Below are 16,031 nucleotides of genomic sequence, written 5' to 3'. Positions count from 1 at the left end.
GGCCTTCGTGTCTTCGTGGTGAATTTGTCGAAGCCAGCCTTCGGCTATCGTTAGGGACCAAGACCGATGACCAATATTCTCGACCATCTCAAGGACCACGTTCTTCTGTGCGACGGCGGTACCGGCGCCCTGGTTCAGGCCATGAACCTCTCCGTGGAGAAGGATTTCCAGGGGCTGGAGAATTGCACTGAGATTCTGGTCAAGTCGCGGCCCGACGTGATCCGTGGCATCCATGCCCGTTACTTCGAGGCGGGCGCCGACATGGTGGAGGCCGACACCTTCGGCGCCTCGCCCATCACCTTGGCCGAATTCGGCATCGCCGAACGCGCCCATGAACTCAATCAGGCCGCCATCGAACTGGCCTGGGAAGCCGCCGAGCAGTTCAAGGGCGATGGCCGCGCCCGCTTTGTGCTGGGCGCCATCGGGCCGGGCACCAAGCTGCCGTCCTTAGGCCATATCGCCTATGACGAGCTGGAGGCTGCCTATGTGATCCAGGCGGCGGGCCAGATCGCGGGCGGCGTCTCGGCCTTCCTGGTGGAGACCTGCCAGGACCCCTTGCAGATCAAGGCCGCCGTCAATGGCTGCAAGATCGCCAATGCGAGCGCCGGGACCGATGTTCCCGTCTTCGTCCAGGTGACGGTGGAGACCACCGGCACCATGCTGGTCGGCGCCGATATCGCGGCCGCCGCCACGGTGGTGCAGTCGCTTGGCGTGCCGCTGATGGGGCTCAACTGCGCCGCCGGGCCGCAGGAAATGGGCGAGCATTTCAAATGGCTGATCGACAACTGGACCGGCTTCGTCTCCATCCAGCCCAATGCCGGTCTGCCGGAACTGGTAGACGGCCAGACCCGCTATCCCTTGCTGCCCGCCGAACTGGCCGTGTGGCACGAGCGTTTCGTGGCCGCGGGCGCCAATCTGCTGGGCGGCTGCTGCGGCACCACGCCGCCGCACATTGCCGCCACCAACGAGATGCTCAAGCGCATCGGGAATGGGCACCGCCCCACTCCGGTCAAGCGCTCGGTCCATTGGGTTCCCTCGGTGGCGTCCCTTTACACCCAGGTGCCGTTGCGCCAGGAAAACGCCTTCCTGTCCATCGGCGAGCGCTGCAACGCCAACGGCTCCAAGAAATTCCGCGATCTTCAGGATGCCGAGGACTGGGACGGCATCACCGCCATCGCCCGCGAGCAAGTCAAGGAAGGCAGCCACACGCTGGACGTCTGCACCGCCTTTGTCGGCCGCAACGAGGTCGCCGACATGACCGAGGTGGTCTCGCGCCTCAGAGGTGCCGTCACTACGCCGCTGGTCATCGATTCAACCGAACTGCCGGTTCTCGAGGCTGGTCTCAAGCTCTATGGCGGCAAGGCCATCCTCAACTCCATCAATTTCGAGAATGGCGAGAAGGATGCCGCCGACCGGCTGGTCCTGGCCCGCAAGTTCGGCGCGGCGGTGGTGGCGCTCACCATCGACGAAGAGGGCATGGCCAAGGACGCGGCGTCGAAGCTGCGCATCGCCAAGCGCCTGTATGATTTCGCGGTGAACCAGCACGGCCTGCCCGCCTCCGACCTGCTGTTCGATCCCCTGACCTTCACCATCTGCACCGGCAACGAGGACGACCGCAAGCTGGCGGTCGAAACCCTCGACGCTATCGAGATGATCACGCGCGAGATGCCCGAATGCGGCATCGTGCTGGGCCTGTCCAATGTGTCCTTTGGCCTAAAGCCCGCGGCGCGTCAGGTGCTGAACTCGGTGTTCATCGATCACGCCATCAAGCGCGGCATGACGGGGGCCATCGTCCATGTCTCCAAGATCGTGCCGCTGCATACCCTGCCCGAGGAAGAGGTCAAGGCCGCCGAGGATTTGATTTACGACCGCGACCCCCAGGCCCTTTCGCGCTACATCGCCCTGTTCGGTGACCGCAAGGCCGCCGAGGTCAAGAAGGAGCGTCCGGCCAAGGCCGAGGATCGCCTCAAGCAACGCATCATCGACGGCGACCGCACCGGGCTGGAAGACGATCTGGCCCAGGTGATGGCCGAGGGGTGGAAGCCTCTGGACATCATCAACACCTTGCTGCTGGACGGCATGAAGGTGGTGGGCGAGTTGTTCGGTTCGGGCAAGATGCAGCTTCCCTTCGTGCTGCAATCGGCCGAAACCATGAAGGCCTCGGTGGCCTTTCTCGAACCCCATATGGAAAAGGCCGACGGTCAGCAAAAGGCCACCATGGTCCTGGCCACGGTGAAGGGCGACGTCCACGATATCGGCAAGAATCTGGTGGACATCATCCTCACCAATAACGGCTACAAGGTGATCAATATCGGCATCAAGCAGCCGGTGGCCGAGATCATCAAGGCCGCCAAGGAGCACAAGGCCGACGCCATCGGCATGTCTGGCCTCTTGGTCAAGTCCACGGTGATCATGCGCGAGAATCTCGAAGAGATGACGGCGGCCGGTCTCGACGTTCCCGTCCTGCTGGGTGGTGCGGCGCTGACCCGCAAATATGTGGAGGAGGATTGCGTCAAGGCCTATGGCGCGGGCCGGGTGGCCTATGCGCGGGACGCCTTCGACGGTTTGGATCTGATGGCCAAGGTGGCCGATGGCAGTTTCGATGCCCATGTGGCGGCCAAGGCGGCCAATCCGCACCGCCCCGGCTCGCCGTCCCGCACCCTGGGCGAGGCGGCCCAACCGGCCACCCGTCCGGTGGATTGGGACGAGATCAATATCCGCCGCGCCGAACTGCACAAGGACGTGCCCGCTCCGGTGCCGCCCTTCTGGGGGGCGCGCGTCATCGAATCGGCCCCTTTGCAGAACCTGATCCCCTTCCTCAACGAGACCATGCTCTACCAATTCCACTGGGGCTACCGGAAGCAGGGCAAGTCCATCGAGGAGTTCAAGGCCTGGGCGCATAAGGACCTGAAGCCCATTGCTCTCGATATGCTCAAGCGCTGCGCCAAGGAAGAAATCCTGCGGCCCCAGGCGGCCTACGGCTACTGGAAGGCGGCCAGCGACGGCGATTCCGTTGTTCTCTTCGCCGAGGACGGCACCACCGAGGTGGCCCGTTTTCCCTTCCCGCGCCAGGCCAAAGAGGGCGGCTTGTGCATCGCCGACTTTTTCCGCCCCGTCTCGGACCCGATCCGCGACGTCATCGGCCTGCAGGTGGTGACCATGGGCAAGCGCGCGACGGAAGTGGCGAGCGACTGGTTCAAGGCCGACAAGTACCAGGACTACCTCTATCTCCACGGCCTGTCGGTGGAGATGGCCGAGGCCATGGCCGAATACGTCCACAAACGCATCCGCTCGGAACTGGGCTTCGCCGCCGAGGATTCCGCCGACATGGACAAGCTCTTGAAGCAGAATTATCGCGGCTCGCGCTTTTCCTTCGGCTATCCCGCCTGCCCGCGCATCGAGGACCAGACCCAGTTGCTGTCGCTGCTGGGCGCCGAGCGAATCGGCGTGACCCTGTCCGAGGAGTTCCAACTGGAGCCGGAGCAATCCACCTCGGCCATCGTCACCGTTCATCCGCAGGCGAAATATTTCAGCGTCTAGGCAATGACGGAGGGCGGGAATTCCATTGACCCGTCCTCCGCACTCGCTATGATCCCGCCACCATTCTTGCGGTGCCCCAGTGGCGGAATGGTAGACGCGGCAGACTCAAAATCTGTTGCCGGCAACGGCGTGCTGGTTCGAGTCCGGCCTGGGGCACCAACAAATTCAAGCAGTTACGGCAGATACTCGGCGACACCCATCAAGGTGGCGATGCCCCTTGGCTGATTCTGCCCTGCTCACAGCAAAGGCCGGTTGGGTTGCCCCAACCGGCCTTTGGCTAAGCTCTTGTTAAACAAGGGTAAAAATGGTGCCGGCGAAAGGATTCGAACCCTCGGCCCGCGCATTACGAATGTATGTTCCAAAAATAATCACTTGAAATAATACGCTAAAATACGCCAAATGCGAAATGTGAAAAGACTGTTAAATGAACCGCGCAAAACATTAGAAAAATATCATAACGATATGTAGCGGTAACGTCTCGCTAAACTGCCAACATATAGCACTGTGGCGTGCGGTTCGCGCCGAAAAATGCGCGGGTCTGCACAGACACAGTTCTGTGTTTGTTCTTGGCGGTTCTGCGGTTGGCCGCGTATGCTATAATGGGAAATCTGACTGGATGGTTCGGCCCAGGCGGCAGGTCGGTTGTCGTGTAACACGACAGCGAAGCGGGAAACTTGTTGGGAGGCCCGACAAGCCCCCGATACAGAAATTTTACATCTCATTCACGCCCGATTTGAGACTTCGCCACCATCAACATGTCATAAGCTTACTCTATACATTTAGCATTATGCCAAGTTGGGCAGAGGAACAGAAAATGACAGGGTCAATAATCTGGCGCGACGATATGTCCGTCGGAAATTCCGATCTGGACCATCAGCACAGAAGGCTGATTGACACGGCCAATATGGTTCGCGGCCTGTCTGGCGATGAGGACGCGGAGATCATTCAGGCGGCCCTTGAGGAGGTCGTTGAATACATACTGCACCATCTTGATTTTGAAGAAGAGTTGCTTGAAAAGTGCGCATTTGAAAACATCGACAGCCACAAGGCGCTACACAATGAAATAAGAGATGGTGTGTTAACAATATCGCAAAACAATAAAATTGCTACTAGTGCAATACTTGTTGGGATGATGGACCAGATCATTAATCACATATTCTGTGTTGATCAAGAGTATAATGGAAAAATTTGAATTATCTGGCGTTCGAGCCCTAGTTATAGATGATGATCTGACGTCACGTACTTTGCTTGTGCGCTTGTTGACCGTCAGGGGGGCAAGTCAAGTGCAGGAAGCAAGCGAAGGTGGTGAAGGGGTTCGCTTGGCATTTTCCGATCCCAAGCCCCATTTTGTAATTTGCGACGTGAACATGATGCCTGTTGATGGCTTGGCCGTGCTGGGAGCTATTCGCGGCTCACAAAACAAAGATGTCATGGCTATTCCCGTTATTATATTCACCGCGTCTAATGACGAAAAAACAATGAGGCATGCGATGTCCCTAGGCGCTACAGGAGCGCTTCAGAAGCCATTTAATCCAAATGAATTGTCTGAATTCATCTGCCATATTGTTCGGACCCATGTAAAGCTTCCAAAGTCTGGACGAATGCCGTAAAAAGCCATGATTTTCTTCGTGACTGTGTCTATGTGATTGGCGCAAAAAATTATAGTACCGCCTAAAATGCTGACAGACATAATGGATAAATTTATCGATCACATTACGCACGAAGATAAAGAATATATTGGCAACGTGTGATGCGCGGATTTGTTGGTGTATTATTATTCATTTTTTGATCATATCAAATTTTTTAGTATCTATTGGAGGCCGTAGCTATGGATACAAATCATGCATAAACTTCTTGAGAAACAGCTAAGGCAAGCATCTAGAAATTCGGCGAATGGAACCGTTGATATCAACGTTCTGATTGATTTGGTTGATCAGGCCTATTGTCAAAATGACACTGACATGCGGAGAGAAAAAAGATCAAATGTAGAAACTGAAAAGGACCTCGTAAAAGCTTACGACATGCTCAAGCTGAATGCGGATGAACAATTTAAAAAAATATTTGAAACTGTTAGCGACGGAATTATTCTATTTGATAAAAATGGCAAAATAGTAACTGCAAATAACGCAATATACAAAATGTTTCTGCACAAAAAGCCGAGCTTGAATGGGCGGCATGTGAAATTTTTATTCTGCGGAAATGAATGTGTAAAGGAGTCGTGTTCACTAGTCGATATAAAATACTGCATGGATCGTGGCATTGTGACCGCAGAAAGCATGGATGGGAAAAAATTACATCTTTCGCTCTCATATGGAAGCCTGATAAGTGTTGGGACTGAGCTGTATTTTTATATAGTTAGTAATTTGACGGAGGTTATAGAACGCGAAATAATGCTTGAAGATGCGAATATTTTATTAATGCAGTCAAATGAAGACCTGCGACAATTTGCTTATGTAGCATCTCATGACTTACAAACGCCTCTGCGGAATATTGTTAGTTACTCACAATTGCTTGCGCGGAGGTTTTCTGGAAAGTTTGGTAGTGACGCGGACGAGTTTATAAATTTTATAGTCAACTACTCAAAACAAATGTCTTCGCTAATTGGAGGGCTGCTTGAATACGCTCAGACGAGCGATCAGTGCAAAATGCTTCAGCCGACATGCGCTGATCAAGCTGTGTCCGCCGCGTTGGCAAATTTAAAGTTGGAGATCGAAGAGTCTGGGGCCGATATTCACGTTGGGCAGTTGCCTGATGTAATGGCAGAAAAGTTATATCTCACCAGTCTTTTTCACAACCTAATTGACAACTCAATAAAGTACAGAAGTAATGACCGCGACCTTATTGTTAGAATTTATGCGCAAAGGAAAGATGGCAATAGTTACCAGTTCGTCATTGAGGACAATGGCACAGGAATAGATAGCCAGTACTTCGATAAAATATTCATTATGTTCCAAAGACTTTCAACGTCACTAGAATCTCCTGGAATAGGGATAGGGCTGGCAATTTGCCGTCGCATTGTTCATCGATTTGGTGGCGACATATGGGTTGAATCTACTCCGAATGTAGGGACAAAGTTTCTATTTACGCTTCGTGAAGCTGCCGATAACTCGTCGGCGAAACATTTTTCGCCAGACGAAGAGTCTCGTCCCCGATCTGCTCTAAAATGATAGCCAGCCGAATGCAGTTGGCCCGCTCAATCTCGGTCGTCGCCACGGCGGCGTATTTGGCCGAGATCGATGTAAGCCGCTGCGACAGCCGCATCAGCACCAGCAATGACGGTTGCCGCTTTCGGGCCTTGGCACAGGACATATAGCTGCGCGACTGGCCGAGCCAAAACCGAGAAAACTCGTACTGGCTCTCGACCATCCACATATCCCGCAATTCCCCATAGATGACATTCAGCAGCATGGCCGTTCCTCCCAAGCGTTTCCGACCAGCTATTTAGCCCTGGCGCTAAATACGCTTGCGGAGCAGCGCCACGATGGACGCTGCCGCAAGGAGGAGAAACCGCCATGAACAGACTGACCTATTTGCCAAGGGGCTACTGCGAGATCGGATTTGACCACGAGATCGTGCTGATCGAAGAAGCCGTACATCAGGCCATCATCGCTACGCTGCTAAGGATGACGGCTCGGCGGTTGCCTTGAACTGAGGCGCTTTCGCGTTCGGGCTGCGGGTCGCCTGTAGCTCGAACTGCCAAGTCGTGTCATTGATCTGCACGATGCACCGTGACGGCACTTCGCCGCGATAGCTCAGGAAGGCAAAGCCGCCAACCAGGCCAATTTGTTGGCAATGCGTGTCACTGACTTCATGGACGGCGCTGGCGACATGATTTTGGGGTAGCCTGCCGCTGGCCGCATCCGCCTTGGCCTGCAAGCTGGGAATGAGATGGCCGCTGATGGCCTCGTACCACTGCCGTGCTTCCGCGCCCTGGGCCTGCTCCACATAGATCAATTCCTCGGCACGTCGCAGAGTGCGGAAGTTCAGGCGGAACTCTTTATCTCCGACTTCCAGTCGGCCACGCACATGGCTGCGTGAGCCGCCATCGACCCAAAGCGATATATTGGCCTTTTGGGAATTGGCCTTCACCTGACCCATTGGCCGATTGGCCTTTGCTCCCATGGGCCAATTGGCATTGGCTGTCTTTGGGTCTTTCCCTTGATGAAATGGCTCGTCCGATTTGGCGGCGAAGCCACGAAGTGGCGAAGCCGCATCGTCGATCACATTGGTGTTCACCGCGATGGGCAAGGTAGCCTCGGTGATCTGGTGGCGAGCAACAGGCGAGCCGCCATCGACTTGGGCTGAAAGGCCATCGGTCTTGGCCGGAGGCCTTGAGAACGCCAACGGCGCATCGATTAGTTTTAGCAATAGTCTAGCAATAGTGACTGGATAAGTCATTGCAGAAACTGACGAATTAGCGCCTTTGGTGTGGAAACCATGTGGGAAAGATGTGGAAACGGTGTGAAAAGCATGTGGGAAACGCCCATGCAGATAGGCCATACGGCCACTTGATGCATTTGTGTTTGTCCAATCCACTGCCTGTCTGATTGGCCGACGCTGTTCCTTTGTCAGCTGTATTGCGCCTTGATGTGCCACCTGGATGCCGTAATGCATGTCCAACTGCCTGACCAGCCAATCGCCCTGCTTGTCGGACGAGCGACCCTTGGCGTGAAATGCCGCGATGCAGCCGATGAGCATGTCGTCAAACCGCGCATCACCGCGCAGGTCGCAAAGTCTGTTGATGTAACGGTTCCATTGAATATCAGCCATTTTCGTTTTCTCCCTTGAGCGTTTTCGGTTGAAACGCTGGGGCTGCCTGGAAAACGCAATGAAAGAGGCTGTCACTGATCCCGTCGGACGCAGCTAAGCCCCAGCATTGTATTTATGATGGTCGGCGGCCTATCTGCGGTTGATCTGTGAAATAATTTTGCCGCGATTGTCACGGTTTGCTCCATTGCTGCATGGTGCAAACCAGCACATTCATAATTCGTTGATTATGCTGCTGAAATTCGGTGGATTATCGCCTTGTCGTGTTACACGACACTCGTCCCTGTAGGTTTAACCTACGCATGGCCCACTTCACTCCTGGCCATATCGCCCATCTGTCGGTTTTCCCTGCGCCGGATTCCTGTCGTGCTACACGACACGTATGCGGCCGAGTGCGGCGCAACGATACGTCATAAATTGAAAAACTATGTGGGTGTCCACGCCTTGCAGATGAAGCGTAAGGTAATCGTGAATGACTGGCGAAGTCGGAATTTATCCGTCTGGAAAATGACGGAGGTGAAAATGGCATTTGGCACTGAACGGCGTGAACGCCATTGCATCGCCAAGCGAGTAGCGGCGATGGTCAGTTTGCAGCGGTCATCGAGCAATCCGCTGCTACAGGAACTCGTGGATGTTGGCTGCCGTTGTGCCAACCTACACCACTGCGAATTGGCCGATGCATGCGGGGCAATTCATCGTGCATTTGCCCCGATGAATCCAGCTTCTCACGCCCAACCCTCTGTCGTGTAACACGACAACTTCCGGCCGCGCACCATCCGTTATGGCTACTCGTCACCAACCTCAAGAGATTTGAGCTTCGTGACGGTGTCCACCTGAAGATCTCTGATCGCCCTCACTCTTTCTATTGAAAGGCGGAACTCCTCATCTGCTCGATCAAGATCAGCAATGGCAGATGGGGTTAGCTGCCCAATTGTTTGAAGGCGATGACGAATCAAAATCACGTCGCGCCTTGCAGTGGCCAACTGGTTTAGCAGAGTGCTAGCACCTTCGGTGAGCCTCTCTACGGAAACAATACCATCCGTACACATCGTAGCACGTCCAATGTCATCAATTACAATCTATGAATTAATGGCTTTTCGAAAAACAAAACATTTAATTAACAAGGGTCTCCAGGCTCATTATGGCAATACGGGCATCATCAATAGAGAGTACATCCTCGCTTGAAAGCCCTTCTCCTCCGTTAACATACTTTCCAATATATGCAGCTTCTTCAAGCAGCTCTAGCGCACTTGATGCGCACCATTTATTGACAGAGTATTTGCCGCGGGCAGCAGTCCTCGCTTCATCAACAACATCATGAACTCGCTCTAGAATGAATTTAACAACAGAATCGCCGATATCCTTATGCATATCCACCATTACGGCGTGCGCGTTGTTTGAGTAATTGGTTACCATACTTTGATCAATTCTGGATTCCTGAAGGCAGTCAAGATTATATAGGCGTTCGATTGCGCTAACGACATCACGCTTGACGTCATTGTGCCTCCTGCATTCGCTTGGTAACTGCTTGAGGAGCGCGATATCGGACGCAATTTCGCCTGCGACATTCCGAATGGCTTTGAGAACCAGATTGGATTGCTGATCTGAGGCGGACATGGCAATTATCCAGCTGGTTGTCTAAATCGCGACCAGAATGTTCTTGGTCGTGCCTTTATACACGCAAACGTTCAATGAATTTTGCTGTCAGGGAAAACGAAATGTGAATGAAATGGCGGAGTGCCGCTACTTTCTGCCTATGGCCTGTGAAAGTTTTGCATAACGGCCTGCCTGTCCGATTTCTTCAGGCCAGCAACTTGTCGGGAAACCCGACAAGTTGTCCGCGCCCATAAATACAGTCGGAGAAACCGACAGCAGGAGGGCGCCGATGCGGATGTGGGAAATCGTGGCCGAGGAGATCAAGGCCAACACCATCGGGGATAATTTGAAGAAGCAGGCCGATGCGAAGGCCGAACAAGCCAAGAAGCTCAAACAAGCCGCTTCCGTTCAGAAGAAGCGCGAGCAGGTCAGCAACACAAAAGCGTCCATGCTGAAAAAGCAAGGTGATCTGACCAAGCTTATTGCGGCTGTAAATCAGCCATGAGCAAAACATAATAAAACAAGCATTTCATTATGTTTGCAGTTAATGCCTTGATTATCAACGAAGATAATCACCGTAGCGATATCGGCGATTTCACTCATATAATTTTTTACCTAATGCGATAACTTTTCATTAGGTAAAGCGATGAAACAGGCAAAGGTACTCAGCGAAGCGGAACTGAAGCGCGTGCTGTCCGTGATCACCAATCAGCGCCATGCTGCACGCAACCGCATGGCGGTCATGTTGAGCTTCTACGCAGGAATGCGCGTCGGAGAGATCGCCCATTTGAAACTCGGCGATGTCCTTGATGGCGATGGCCGCGTGAAGGACCAGATCACGCTGTTGGCCCATTACACCAAGACCGCCGAAGCCAGAGCGGTGTTCGTCAGTGGCAAGCTGCGCCGCGAGTTGGAACGCTACGTGTCGTGTAACACGACAACAGATCGCGCTGCACCGTTTCTCGTGACCCAAAAGGCCACGGCGTTCTCGGCCAACACGCTGTGCCAGCTTTTCGGACAGATTTACGCACTGGCCGGAATTGATGGTGCGAGCAGCCACAGCGGTCGGCGGTGGTTTATCACCCAGTTGGCCCACAGCGGCGTGTCCGCGAAGGTCATCATGACGCTGGCCGGTCATCGCCACTTGTCCACCACGCAGCGTTATATCGAGGTCAACGACCAGATGATGAAAGCTGCCGTGGAGGTTCTGTCGCTGATAGCTCGTTAGCTAATGGCGTCCCTGCCTTGACGAGGGTGAATTTGAAAGTCGCGCCACTTCCTGGTTCAGCCTCTACGAATATGTTGCCTCGGTGACGTTCAATAATCTTCTTGCAGACGGCCAATCCAATTCCATTTCCATCGATTGCCTGCCGCGTGTGTAGTCGCTGAAATAGACCAAATATTCTGTCATAAAACTCTGATAAAATGCCAATCCCATTGTCACCAATCCGAAATTCCACCATGTCGCCAAGATCTGCGTATTCAACAAGAACATGTGGCCGAACATCGTTGCGCCGATACTTAATAGAATTTCCAATAATATTTTGAAAAACCCTTGTTATTTGAGATTTATCTCCCATTACATCGGGGCAATAGGAAATGTTAGTCTCCACACTCGCTTGAGATTCGTCGATTGCGGCTTGAAGATTCAGGAGAGCTATTCGCACGATCTCGCATGGTGAAATTTGCCGAATGGGGTCTCCACGACGATCGATCCGTGAGTACGCAAGCAAGCCGAGAACCATTTGGTCCAGCCGTTGGGCGCCCTCTCGGATGTAGCCAAGGAATTCGTGTCCATCAGCATCAAAGCTACCTGAGTAGCGTCTTTCAATCAGAGACGCATAACCACTGATCATTCGCAAAGGCTCACGAAGGTCATGCGATGCGACATAGGCGAATTGCTCAAGCTCTGAGTTTGAGTGCTCTAGATTCTTGAATGCTTTCTCAAGTTCAAACTCAGATAATTTCTGATCATTTATATCAACGATAACTCCGACAAACCCAATTACATTATTATTTCCATCATAAACCCTTTCAACACTCAACAGACCCCAAAATTCAGTCTTATCACTTCGAACGTAGATGCGCTCAACCTCGAGCTTTCCTTCATGATCAAGCAAATCAGCAAGATTTTTTTCTGCATCCTCGATGCAAGAGCGATGCAGATGTGAAAAATAATCAGAGCCAACAATCTCGCCAACCGAGCACAAAAACATTTCTGCCATTCTGCGATTGGCTTGGGTTATTTTTCCATCAACACCAAAATGAAAAATTGAAACACTTGATGAGTCGTAAATCGCCCTTAGTTCAATCTCTTTTTCACGAGCAGATTCTTCGCTCTTATATCTGTCTGTTATGTCAAAACAGTATCCAACATATCCTATAAATTCGCCGTCATTACTGTGAACAGGAACGCCATAATCTGCAATCCAGCCGTACTCGCCGTTTGCCATTAATATCCTGTACTCCATGTCAAACTTTCTGCGAGCGCCAAACGCCTCAAGATAAATCTTTAGGCAGCGGTCAAAATCATCTGGGTGAACACCTTCAGCCCAGCCGTTGCCAATTTCCTGTTCCATTTTGCGTCCGCGGTATTCCAACCACGCGGTGTTGAACCAGTTGCACATTGCATCCAATCCAGCACGCCATATTAAAATGGGGGCCGCTTCAAGGAGCGAAAGATCTGGCCAGTTTGGGTCGCTCTGCTGCATGTGCGCCTCAAAAAACTGGGGACACAACTCCTATTGTAATTAAGGAGCTTCAGTTAAAGCCTGACACAATCTTGTGACCTAGGTCATGGAGCATATTGTTACAGATTGTTCTTTAGCTCGCGGCCGCCTTCTCCTTCAAAATCCCAATTTCCATGGCCGCTGCAATCACAGCGTCACCCATCGGCCCACGCACTTCATCGGGCAAAGTGATGGCGGTTCGCCATGAACCGTCTGGTGCTCGGTAATTGGGAAGGGTGATTTCCGTCTTGGCAGCGTCGGCGCGGACCTGAACGCCGTGGATGACGATGGACACGCCATCGAGGACCAATTCCACATCGGCCAGTGCCAACACGCGGCCAGCATTTATGGCCGTGACCTGAATGACGCTAATCGTGGCCGTGCTGGTTTCCATGCCGCCATCATAGCATGTGGAAATTGAAGCGGGCAGTCGGCGAGAGCGCAACTTGTCCGGATTCCGGACAACTTGACCGAGCCACAACATACATCATGTATGTTCATCGGCATGTCGTTTTACACGACACGGCACTCGTAGGTTTTTCCTACACGAGCCTCCCGTCGGAAAAACCTACAGGACATTCCGCTCGGCTGTCGTGTTACACGACATGGCCATGCGTAGGTTTAACCTACACACCAACTTGTCGGGCCTCCCGACAAGTTTCCCCCGTCTGTCTTTTCGTTGTGATCCGTTTCAATCATCCATACCGTGTTCGCAGTACGTTCCCATTTGGAGAATTGGAAATGAGCACGTTGGACAAGCTGAAGCTGATGGAAATCACCCGCAGGGCGGCGGCCAGCGCGCCCGAAGGACATTTGCGAAACAGGATGGTTGAGGCCATCAACCAGCAGATCGCTGCTGCGGAAGCGATGCAGACCGGCGAAAGCTTTCAGCTTCGTCGTCGGCATTGGGTGAAAGGCGCTGGTGGTGAGAAAACCCTACAGGAAAAGCTGATCCGCTTTCGTCCCTGGTACTGGCAGGAAATCAATGGAGCGTTCATGCTGGAAGTGCGCTACGGCAACAAGGTGATCGAGATTAAGCCGAAGAAGACGGCCATCGAGGTCGGCGCGGTGGCCGAACTGGTTCCGACTTTGACGCTGCTGCGTGATGCCGTTGTCGCTGGCGAACTGGACAAGCAGTTGGCCGCCGCAAAAGGCCGTTTCGGCAAGAAGCTCGCGTAAGAAGCTTTTCCAGCCCCATACAAGCGGGGCTGGATTCATGAGTGCCGCACTACACGGTTCCCGGCTTTGAAGCGTGTATGGGGGCTGGCAGCGCGAAAGCCGCTGCGGTCCATATATAAGGTGTGCGCCAGTTCTGAAAGATCACCGCTTCTTTTTCGAATTGGGCGGCAGCTTCGTCCGCTTCATTTTCTCGGCATCCAGCGTCAACCAATCAATGTCCGTGTTGAATTCGTTGGCCCTGCTCACCGACGTGTCGTGTCCGTAATAGCGGTGGATCATGTCTGGGCTAGTACCCATGTTTATGGCTACCAACCGATCAGGCACGCCCTCGTTCAACTTCAGCGTGGCATAGGTATGGCGCAAGCTGTACGGCGTGAAGTGGTCGCCATGCATGTCAGTTTCCATTCCCAGCGCCTTCAGCATGGTGTTGAACTGCCGCTTGAACGACGCGACTGCCTCGCCGGTTTCCTGATCGGCCAAGACGTAATCGTCATCGCCATTGAACTTGCTGATGTAGCGGAAACCATCAAGCATCGGCCACACGAAGCTGTCGCAGCGCACTGGTCTCGTGCCTGTCTTCGTATTTTTCATGATGGTCAAATAGGCGTGCTGTACGTCATCAACGACCTTGATGGAAAAATGCTTCCACTTGATCGGCACATGCTCTTTTCCTGGCCGTAGTCCAGTGCCGAGAACGAGGTGGATGAATGCGCTGAACACCTGCCGCTCGTCGATGAGCTTTTGGGAATGGACGTCGGGGAAGCTGTTGCAGTAGTCCAATATGGCCTTGGCCTGTTCCTTCGTGAACGCTGGACGTCGGTTCACAGCGCCGTTTTCGCCCTTTGTCGTCTTCTGCCCGATGATCGGCATTCGTGAGCCATCAAGGTAATCGTGGCTGACCGCGAATTTGAAGATTTGCCGCAGCACCGTGTCTTCCGCGTCGCCCTTGCCCTTGCTCGTGACCTTTTTGTCGCGCGTGTATGATGTGCCGTCGCGCTTGCGGATAGTCTCTTCTCGCTGCTGCGCGCCAGGGCCAGTCTGCCAATATGCCGCTCGCCAAATCTCGTATTCGCTCAGGGTCTTTTGCGTTATCTGCGTGATCCTGTGCTTGCCGAAATATGGGATGTGGTAGCGGTTGACGATCTTCGTGTAGTCGCTGACCTTGCGGGGCTTGTTGGTTGGATCGCGGCCAATCGCAGCAAGCCAAAGCTCGGCCACCGACTTGAAGGACTTGGTGGTCGGATCAAGGCCTTGTTCCGTCAGCACCTCGGCCCGCATCTTCTCCTTGCGTGCCCAAGCGATGGCCTTGTCGAAGTTTCGCTCGCCTGTGCTTCGTACAAAAGCCTTGCCGTCTTCCTTGACGATCCGCGTCTGCCACAAGCTGCTGTTGGGCCTCTGGTAGATCGCTATCGTGTTGTCGTCGAAGTAGAAATAGTCTGTTTTCTTCTCACGGGCCATTTCCCACCGTAACAACAAATAGTTGCTGATAATTCTCACGCACTCGCTGCGAGCTTATGTGAAATGACTGTTAAATGCAAAAGGCCGCTTTTCAGCGGCCAGTTGGCATTGATTTTATTGAGGAAAATGGTGCCGGCGAAAGGATTCGAACCCTCGGCCCGCGCATTACGAATGCGCTGCTCTACCAACTGAGCTACGCCGGCCCACTGTCGCGATCCGCCCGCGAGGGGCAATCGAGGGGCGGAAAATAGCGCCGCCCCGGGGGATTTGCAAGTCCCTGTCGCCAAATGTCCTGGCGGTCAGGCGTGAACCGGCAGGATGGCGAAGCGGGCCATGGCGCCGCGTTCGATGGCGGCGGCGGCCAGGCGGTCGATATCCAGGCGGTGGCGGAATAGCTCAAGCAGGCGCATGACTTCGCGATGGGGATCGCGGTCGGCGGCGGCCACGTCGCAGGCCAGAGCGTAGGCGGTCTCGCGCAGTTTGGGCGGAAGCGAGGCCTTGATGACATCCAAGATACGGTTCAGGCCGTCATCCGAATCCAGAATTTCGGCACAGGCCGCGGTGGTGCGGGTCAACAGTTCCGGGTCGTAATCACGGAAGATGGGCAGGAAATTGACGATCTCGCCGATCATGCGCAATTCCGGGTCGGTCATGTTGCCGTCGGCGGCCGAAACCATGACCATGACGTAAATGAGGGCTGCGTGGTGACTGATCATCATGGTGCTCTCCCGCGCCAAGCCGTGACCAGGACTTTACCCTTGC

The 16,031-nt window shown here is 53.7% G+C and carries 14 protein-coding genes and 2 tRNA genes; 8 read left to right on the top strand and 8 right to left on the bottom strand.

Annotation, left to right across the window (positions count from 1 at the left end; all coding sequences use genetic code 11):
- Positions 1-66 precede the first annotated feature (66 nt).
- From metH to CCC_RS21790, 5 genes are all read left to right on the top strand, one after another.
- The gene (gene metH, locus CCC_RS14590; RefSeq protein WP_041041954.1) at positions 67-3,540 is read left to right on the top strand and encodes a methionine synthase; all 3,474 of its coding nucleotides are present in this window, start codon (positions 67-69) and stop codon (positions 3,538-3,540) included.
- Between the two features lie 73 nt (positions 3,541-3,613).
- Positions 3,614-3,699, top strand: a tRNA-Leu gene (locus tag CCC_RS14585).
- A gap of 655 nt (positions 3,700-4,354) precedes the next feature.
- The gene (locus tag CCC_RS14580; RefSeq protein WP_041041953.1) at positions 4,355-4,732 is read left to right on the top strand and encodes a bacteriohemerythrin; all 378 of its coding nucleotides are present in this window, start codon (positions 4,355-4,357) and stop codon (positions 4,730-4,732) included.
- Positions 4,719-5,150 (top strand): response regulator, encoded by a 432-nt coding sequence (locus CCC_RS21795; RefSeq protein WP_082036635.1) that lies wholly within the window; start codon positions 4,719-4,721, stop codon positions 5,148-5,150. Before CCC_RS14580 ends, CCC_RS21795 begins: the two co-directional genes overlap by 14 nt.
- 231 nt (positions 5,151-5,381) lie before the next feature.
- The gene (locus tag CCC_RS21790) at positions 5,382-6,707 is read left to right on the top strand and encodes a PAS domain-containing sensor histidine kinase (RefSeq protein WP_082036634.1); all 1,326 of its coding nucleotides are present in this window, start codon (positions 5,382-5,384) and stop codon (positions 6,705-6,707) included.
- Here the strand turns inward: CCC_RS21790 and CCC_RS14575 are convergent.
- The 3 genes from CCC_RS14575 to CCC_RS14560 all read right to left on the bottom strand — a co-directional run bounded on the left by CCC_RS14575 (position 6,622) and on the right by CCC_RS14560 (position 9,924).
- On the bottom strand, positions 6,622-6,948 hold the full coding sequence (locus CCC_RS14575; protein ID WP_052473247.1) for a DUF6626 family protein: 327 nt from the start codon (positions 6,946-6,948) through the stop codon (positions 6,622-6,624). The genes CCC_RS21790 and CCC_RS14575 overlap by 86 nt on opposite strands.
- Positions 6,949-7,149: 201 nt before the next feature.
- The gene (locus tag CCC_RS22215; protein WP_152619786.1) at positions 7,150-8,310 is read right to left on the bottom strand and encodes a hypothetical protein; all 1,161 of its coding nucleotides are present in this window, start codon (positions 8,308-8,310) and stop codon (positions 7,150-7,152) included.
- A 1,110-nt stretch (positions 8,311-9,420) separates the two neighbouring features.
- On the bottom strand, positions 9,421-9,924 hold the full coding sequence (locus tag CCC_RS14560; protein ID WP_041041950.1) for a hypothetical protein: 504 nt from the start codon (positions 9,922-9,924) through the stop codon (positions 9,421-9,423).
- Positions 9,925-10,192: 268 nt separating this feature from the next.
- Between CCC_RS14560 and CCC_RS14555 the strand changes: the two genes are divergently transcribed.
- Both CCC_RS14555 and CCC_RS14550 read left to right on the top strand, forming a co-directional pair.
- Positions 10,193-10,408, top strand: a complete 216-nt coding sequence (locus tag CCC_RS14555; protein ID WP_041041949.1) for a hypothetical protein — start codon at positions 10,193-10,195, stop codon at positions 10,406-10,408.
- Between the two features lie 141 nt (positions 10,409-10,549).
- Positions 10,550-11,131, top strand: a complete 582-nt coding sequence (locus tag CCC_RS14550; RefSeq protein WP_009867401.1) for a tyrosine-type recombinase/integrase — start codon at positions 10,550-10,552, stop codon at positions 11,129-11,131.
- Here CCC_RS14550 and CCC_RS21785 read toward each other — a convergent pair.
- Together CCC_RS21785 and CCC_RS14540 are read right to left on the bottom strand one after the other, a co-directional pair.
- The gene (locus tag CCC_RS21785) at positions 11,076-12,614 is read right to left on the bottom strand and encodes a sensor histidine kinase (protein ID WP_082036633.1); all 1,539 of its coding nucleotides are present in this window, start codon (positions 12,612-12,614) and stop codon (positions 11,076-11,078) included. The genes CCC_RS14550 and CCC_RS21785 overlap by 56 nt on opposite strands.
- A gap of 112 nt (positions 12,615-12,726) precedes the next feature.
- Positions 12,727-13,026, bottom strand: a complete 300-nt coding sequence (locus CCC_RS14540) for a hypothetical protein (protein ID WP_041041947.1) — start codon at positions 13,024-13,026, stop codon at positions 12,727-12,729.
- 347 nt (positions 13,027-13,373) lie between these two features.
- Here CCC_RS14540 and CCC_RS14535 point away from each other — a divergent pair, with 347 nt between their 5' ends.
- Positions 13,374-13,811: a DUF6641 family protein gene (locus CCC_RS14535; RefSeq protein ID WP_009868743.1), complete on the top strand. Its 438-nt coding sequence runs from the start codon at positions 13,374-13,376 to the stop codon at positions 13,809-13,811.
- A gap of 141 nt (positions 13,812-13,952) precedes the next feature.
- On the opposite strand, the gene CCC_RS14530 is transcribed toward CCC_RS14535, so the two are convergent.
- From CCC_RS14530 to CCC_RS14520, 3 genes are all read right to left on the bottom strand, one after another.
- Complete coding sequence (locus CCC_RS14530) at positions 13,953-15,269, bottom strand: tyrosine-type recombinase/integrase (protein WP_009868744.1); 1,317 nt, start codon at positions 15,267-15,269, stop codon at positions 13,953-13,955.
- A gap of 127 nt (positions 15,270-15,396) precedes the next feature.
- Positions 15,397-15,472, bottom strand: a tRNA-Thr gene (locus tag CCC_RS14525).
- Positions 15,473-15,568: 96 nt separating this feature from the next.
- Positions 15,569-15,988 (bottom strand): tellurite resistance TerB family protein, encoded by a 420-nt coding sequence (locus CCC_RS14520; protein ID WP_041041946.1) that lies wholly within the window; start codon positions 15,986-15,988, stop codon positions 15,569-15,571.
- Positions 15,989-16,031 lie beyond the last annotated feature (43 nt).

It is taken from the genome of Paramagnetospirillum magnetotacticum MS-1, from assembly GCF_000829825.1.
In the GTDB taxonomy this organism is placed as follows: Bacteria; Pseudomonadota; Alphaproteobacteria; order Rhodospirillales; family Magnetospirillaceae; genus Phaeospirillum; species Phaeospirillum magnetotacticum.
This window is presented reverse-complemented; position numbering and strand designations above follow the sequence as displayed.

Bases quoted from the DNA above. Each gene is read 5' to 3' on its own strand.
- metH (WP_041041954.1), top strand. From the start codon at position 67: ATGACCAATATTCTCGACCATCTCAAGGACCACGTTCTTCTGTGCGAC.
- CCC_RS14580 (WP_041041953.1), top strand. From the start codon at position 4,355: ATGACAGGGTCAATAATCTGGCGCGACGATATGTCCGTCGGAAATTCC.
- CCC_RS21795 (WP_082036635.1), top strand. From the start codon at position 4,719: ATGGAAAAATTTGAATTATCTGGCGTTCGAGCCCTAGTTATAGATGAT.
- CCC_RS21790 (WP_082036634.1), top strand. From the start codon at position 5,382: ATGCATAAACTTCTTGAGAAACAGCTAAGGCAAGCATCTAGAAATTCG.
- CCC_RS14575 (WP_052473247.1), bottom strand. From the start codon at position 6,948: ATGCTGCTGAATGTCATCTATGGGGAATTGCGGGATATGTGGATGGTC.
- CCC_RS22215 (WP_152619786.1), bottom strand. From the start codon at position 8,310: ATGGCTGATATTCAATGGAACCGTTACATCAACAGACTTTGCGACCTG.
- CCC_RS14560 (WP_041041950.1), bottom strand. From the start codon at position 9,924: ATGTCCGCCTCAGATCAGCAATCCAATCTGGTTCTCAAAGCCATTCGG.
- CCC_RS14555 (WP_041041949.1), top strand. From the start codon at position 10,193: ATGCGGATGTGGGAAATCGTGGCCGAGGAGATCAAGGCCAACACCATC.
- CCC_RS14550 (WP_009867401.1), top strand. From the start codon at position 10,550: ATGAAACAGGCAAAGGTACTCAGCGAAGCGGAACTGAAGCGCGTGCTG.
- CCC_RS21785 (WP_082036633.1), bottom strand. From the start codon at position 12,614: ATGCAGCAGAGCGACCCAAACTGGCCAGATCTTTCGCTCCTTGAAGCG.
- CCC_RS14540 (WP_041041947.1), bottom strand. From the start codon at position 13,026: ATGGAAACCAGCACGGCCACGATTAGCGTCATTCAGGTCACGGCCATA.
- CCC_RS14535 (WP_009868743.1), top strand. From the start codon at position 13,374: ATGAGCACGTTGGACAAGCTGAAGCTGATGGAAATCACCCGCAGGGCG.
- CCC_RS14530 (WP_009868744.1), bottom strand. From the start codon at position 15,269: ATGGCCCGTGAGAAGAAAACAGACTATTTCTACTTCGACGACAACACG.
- CCC_RS14520 (WP_041041946.1), bottom strand. From the start codon at position 15,988: ATGATGATCAGTCACCACGCAGCCCTCATTTACGTCATGGTCATGGTT.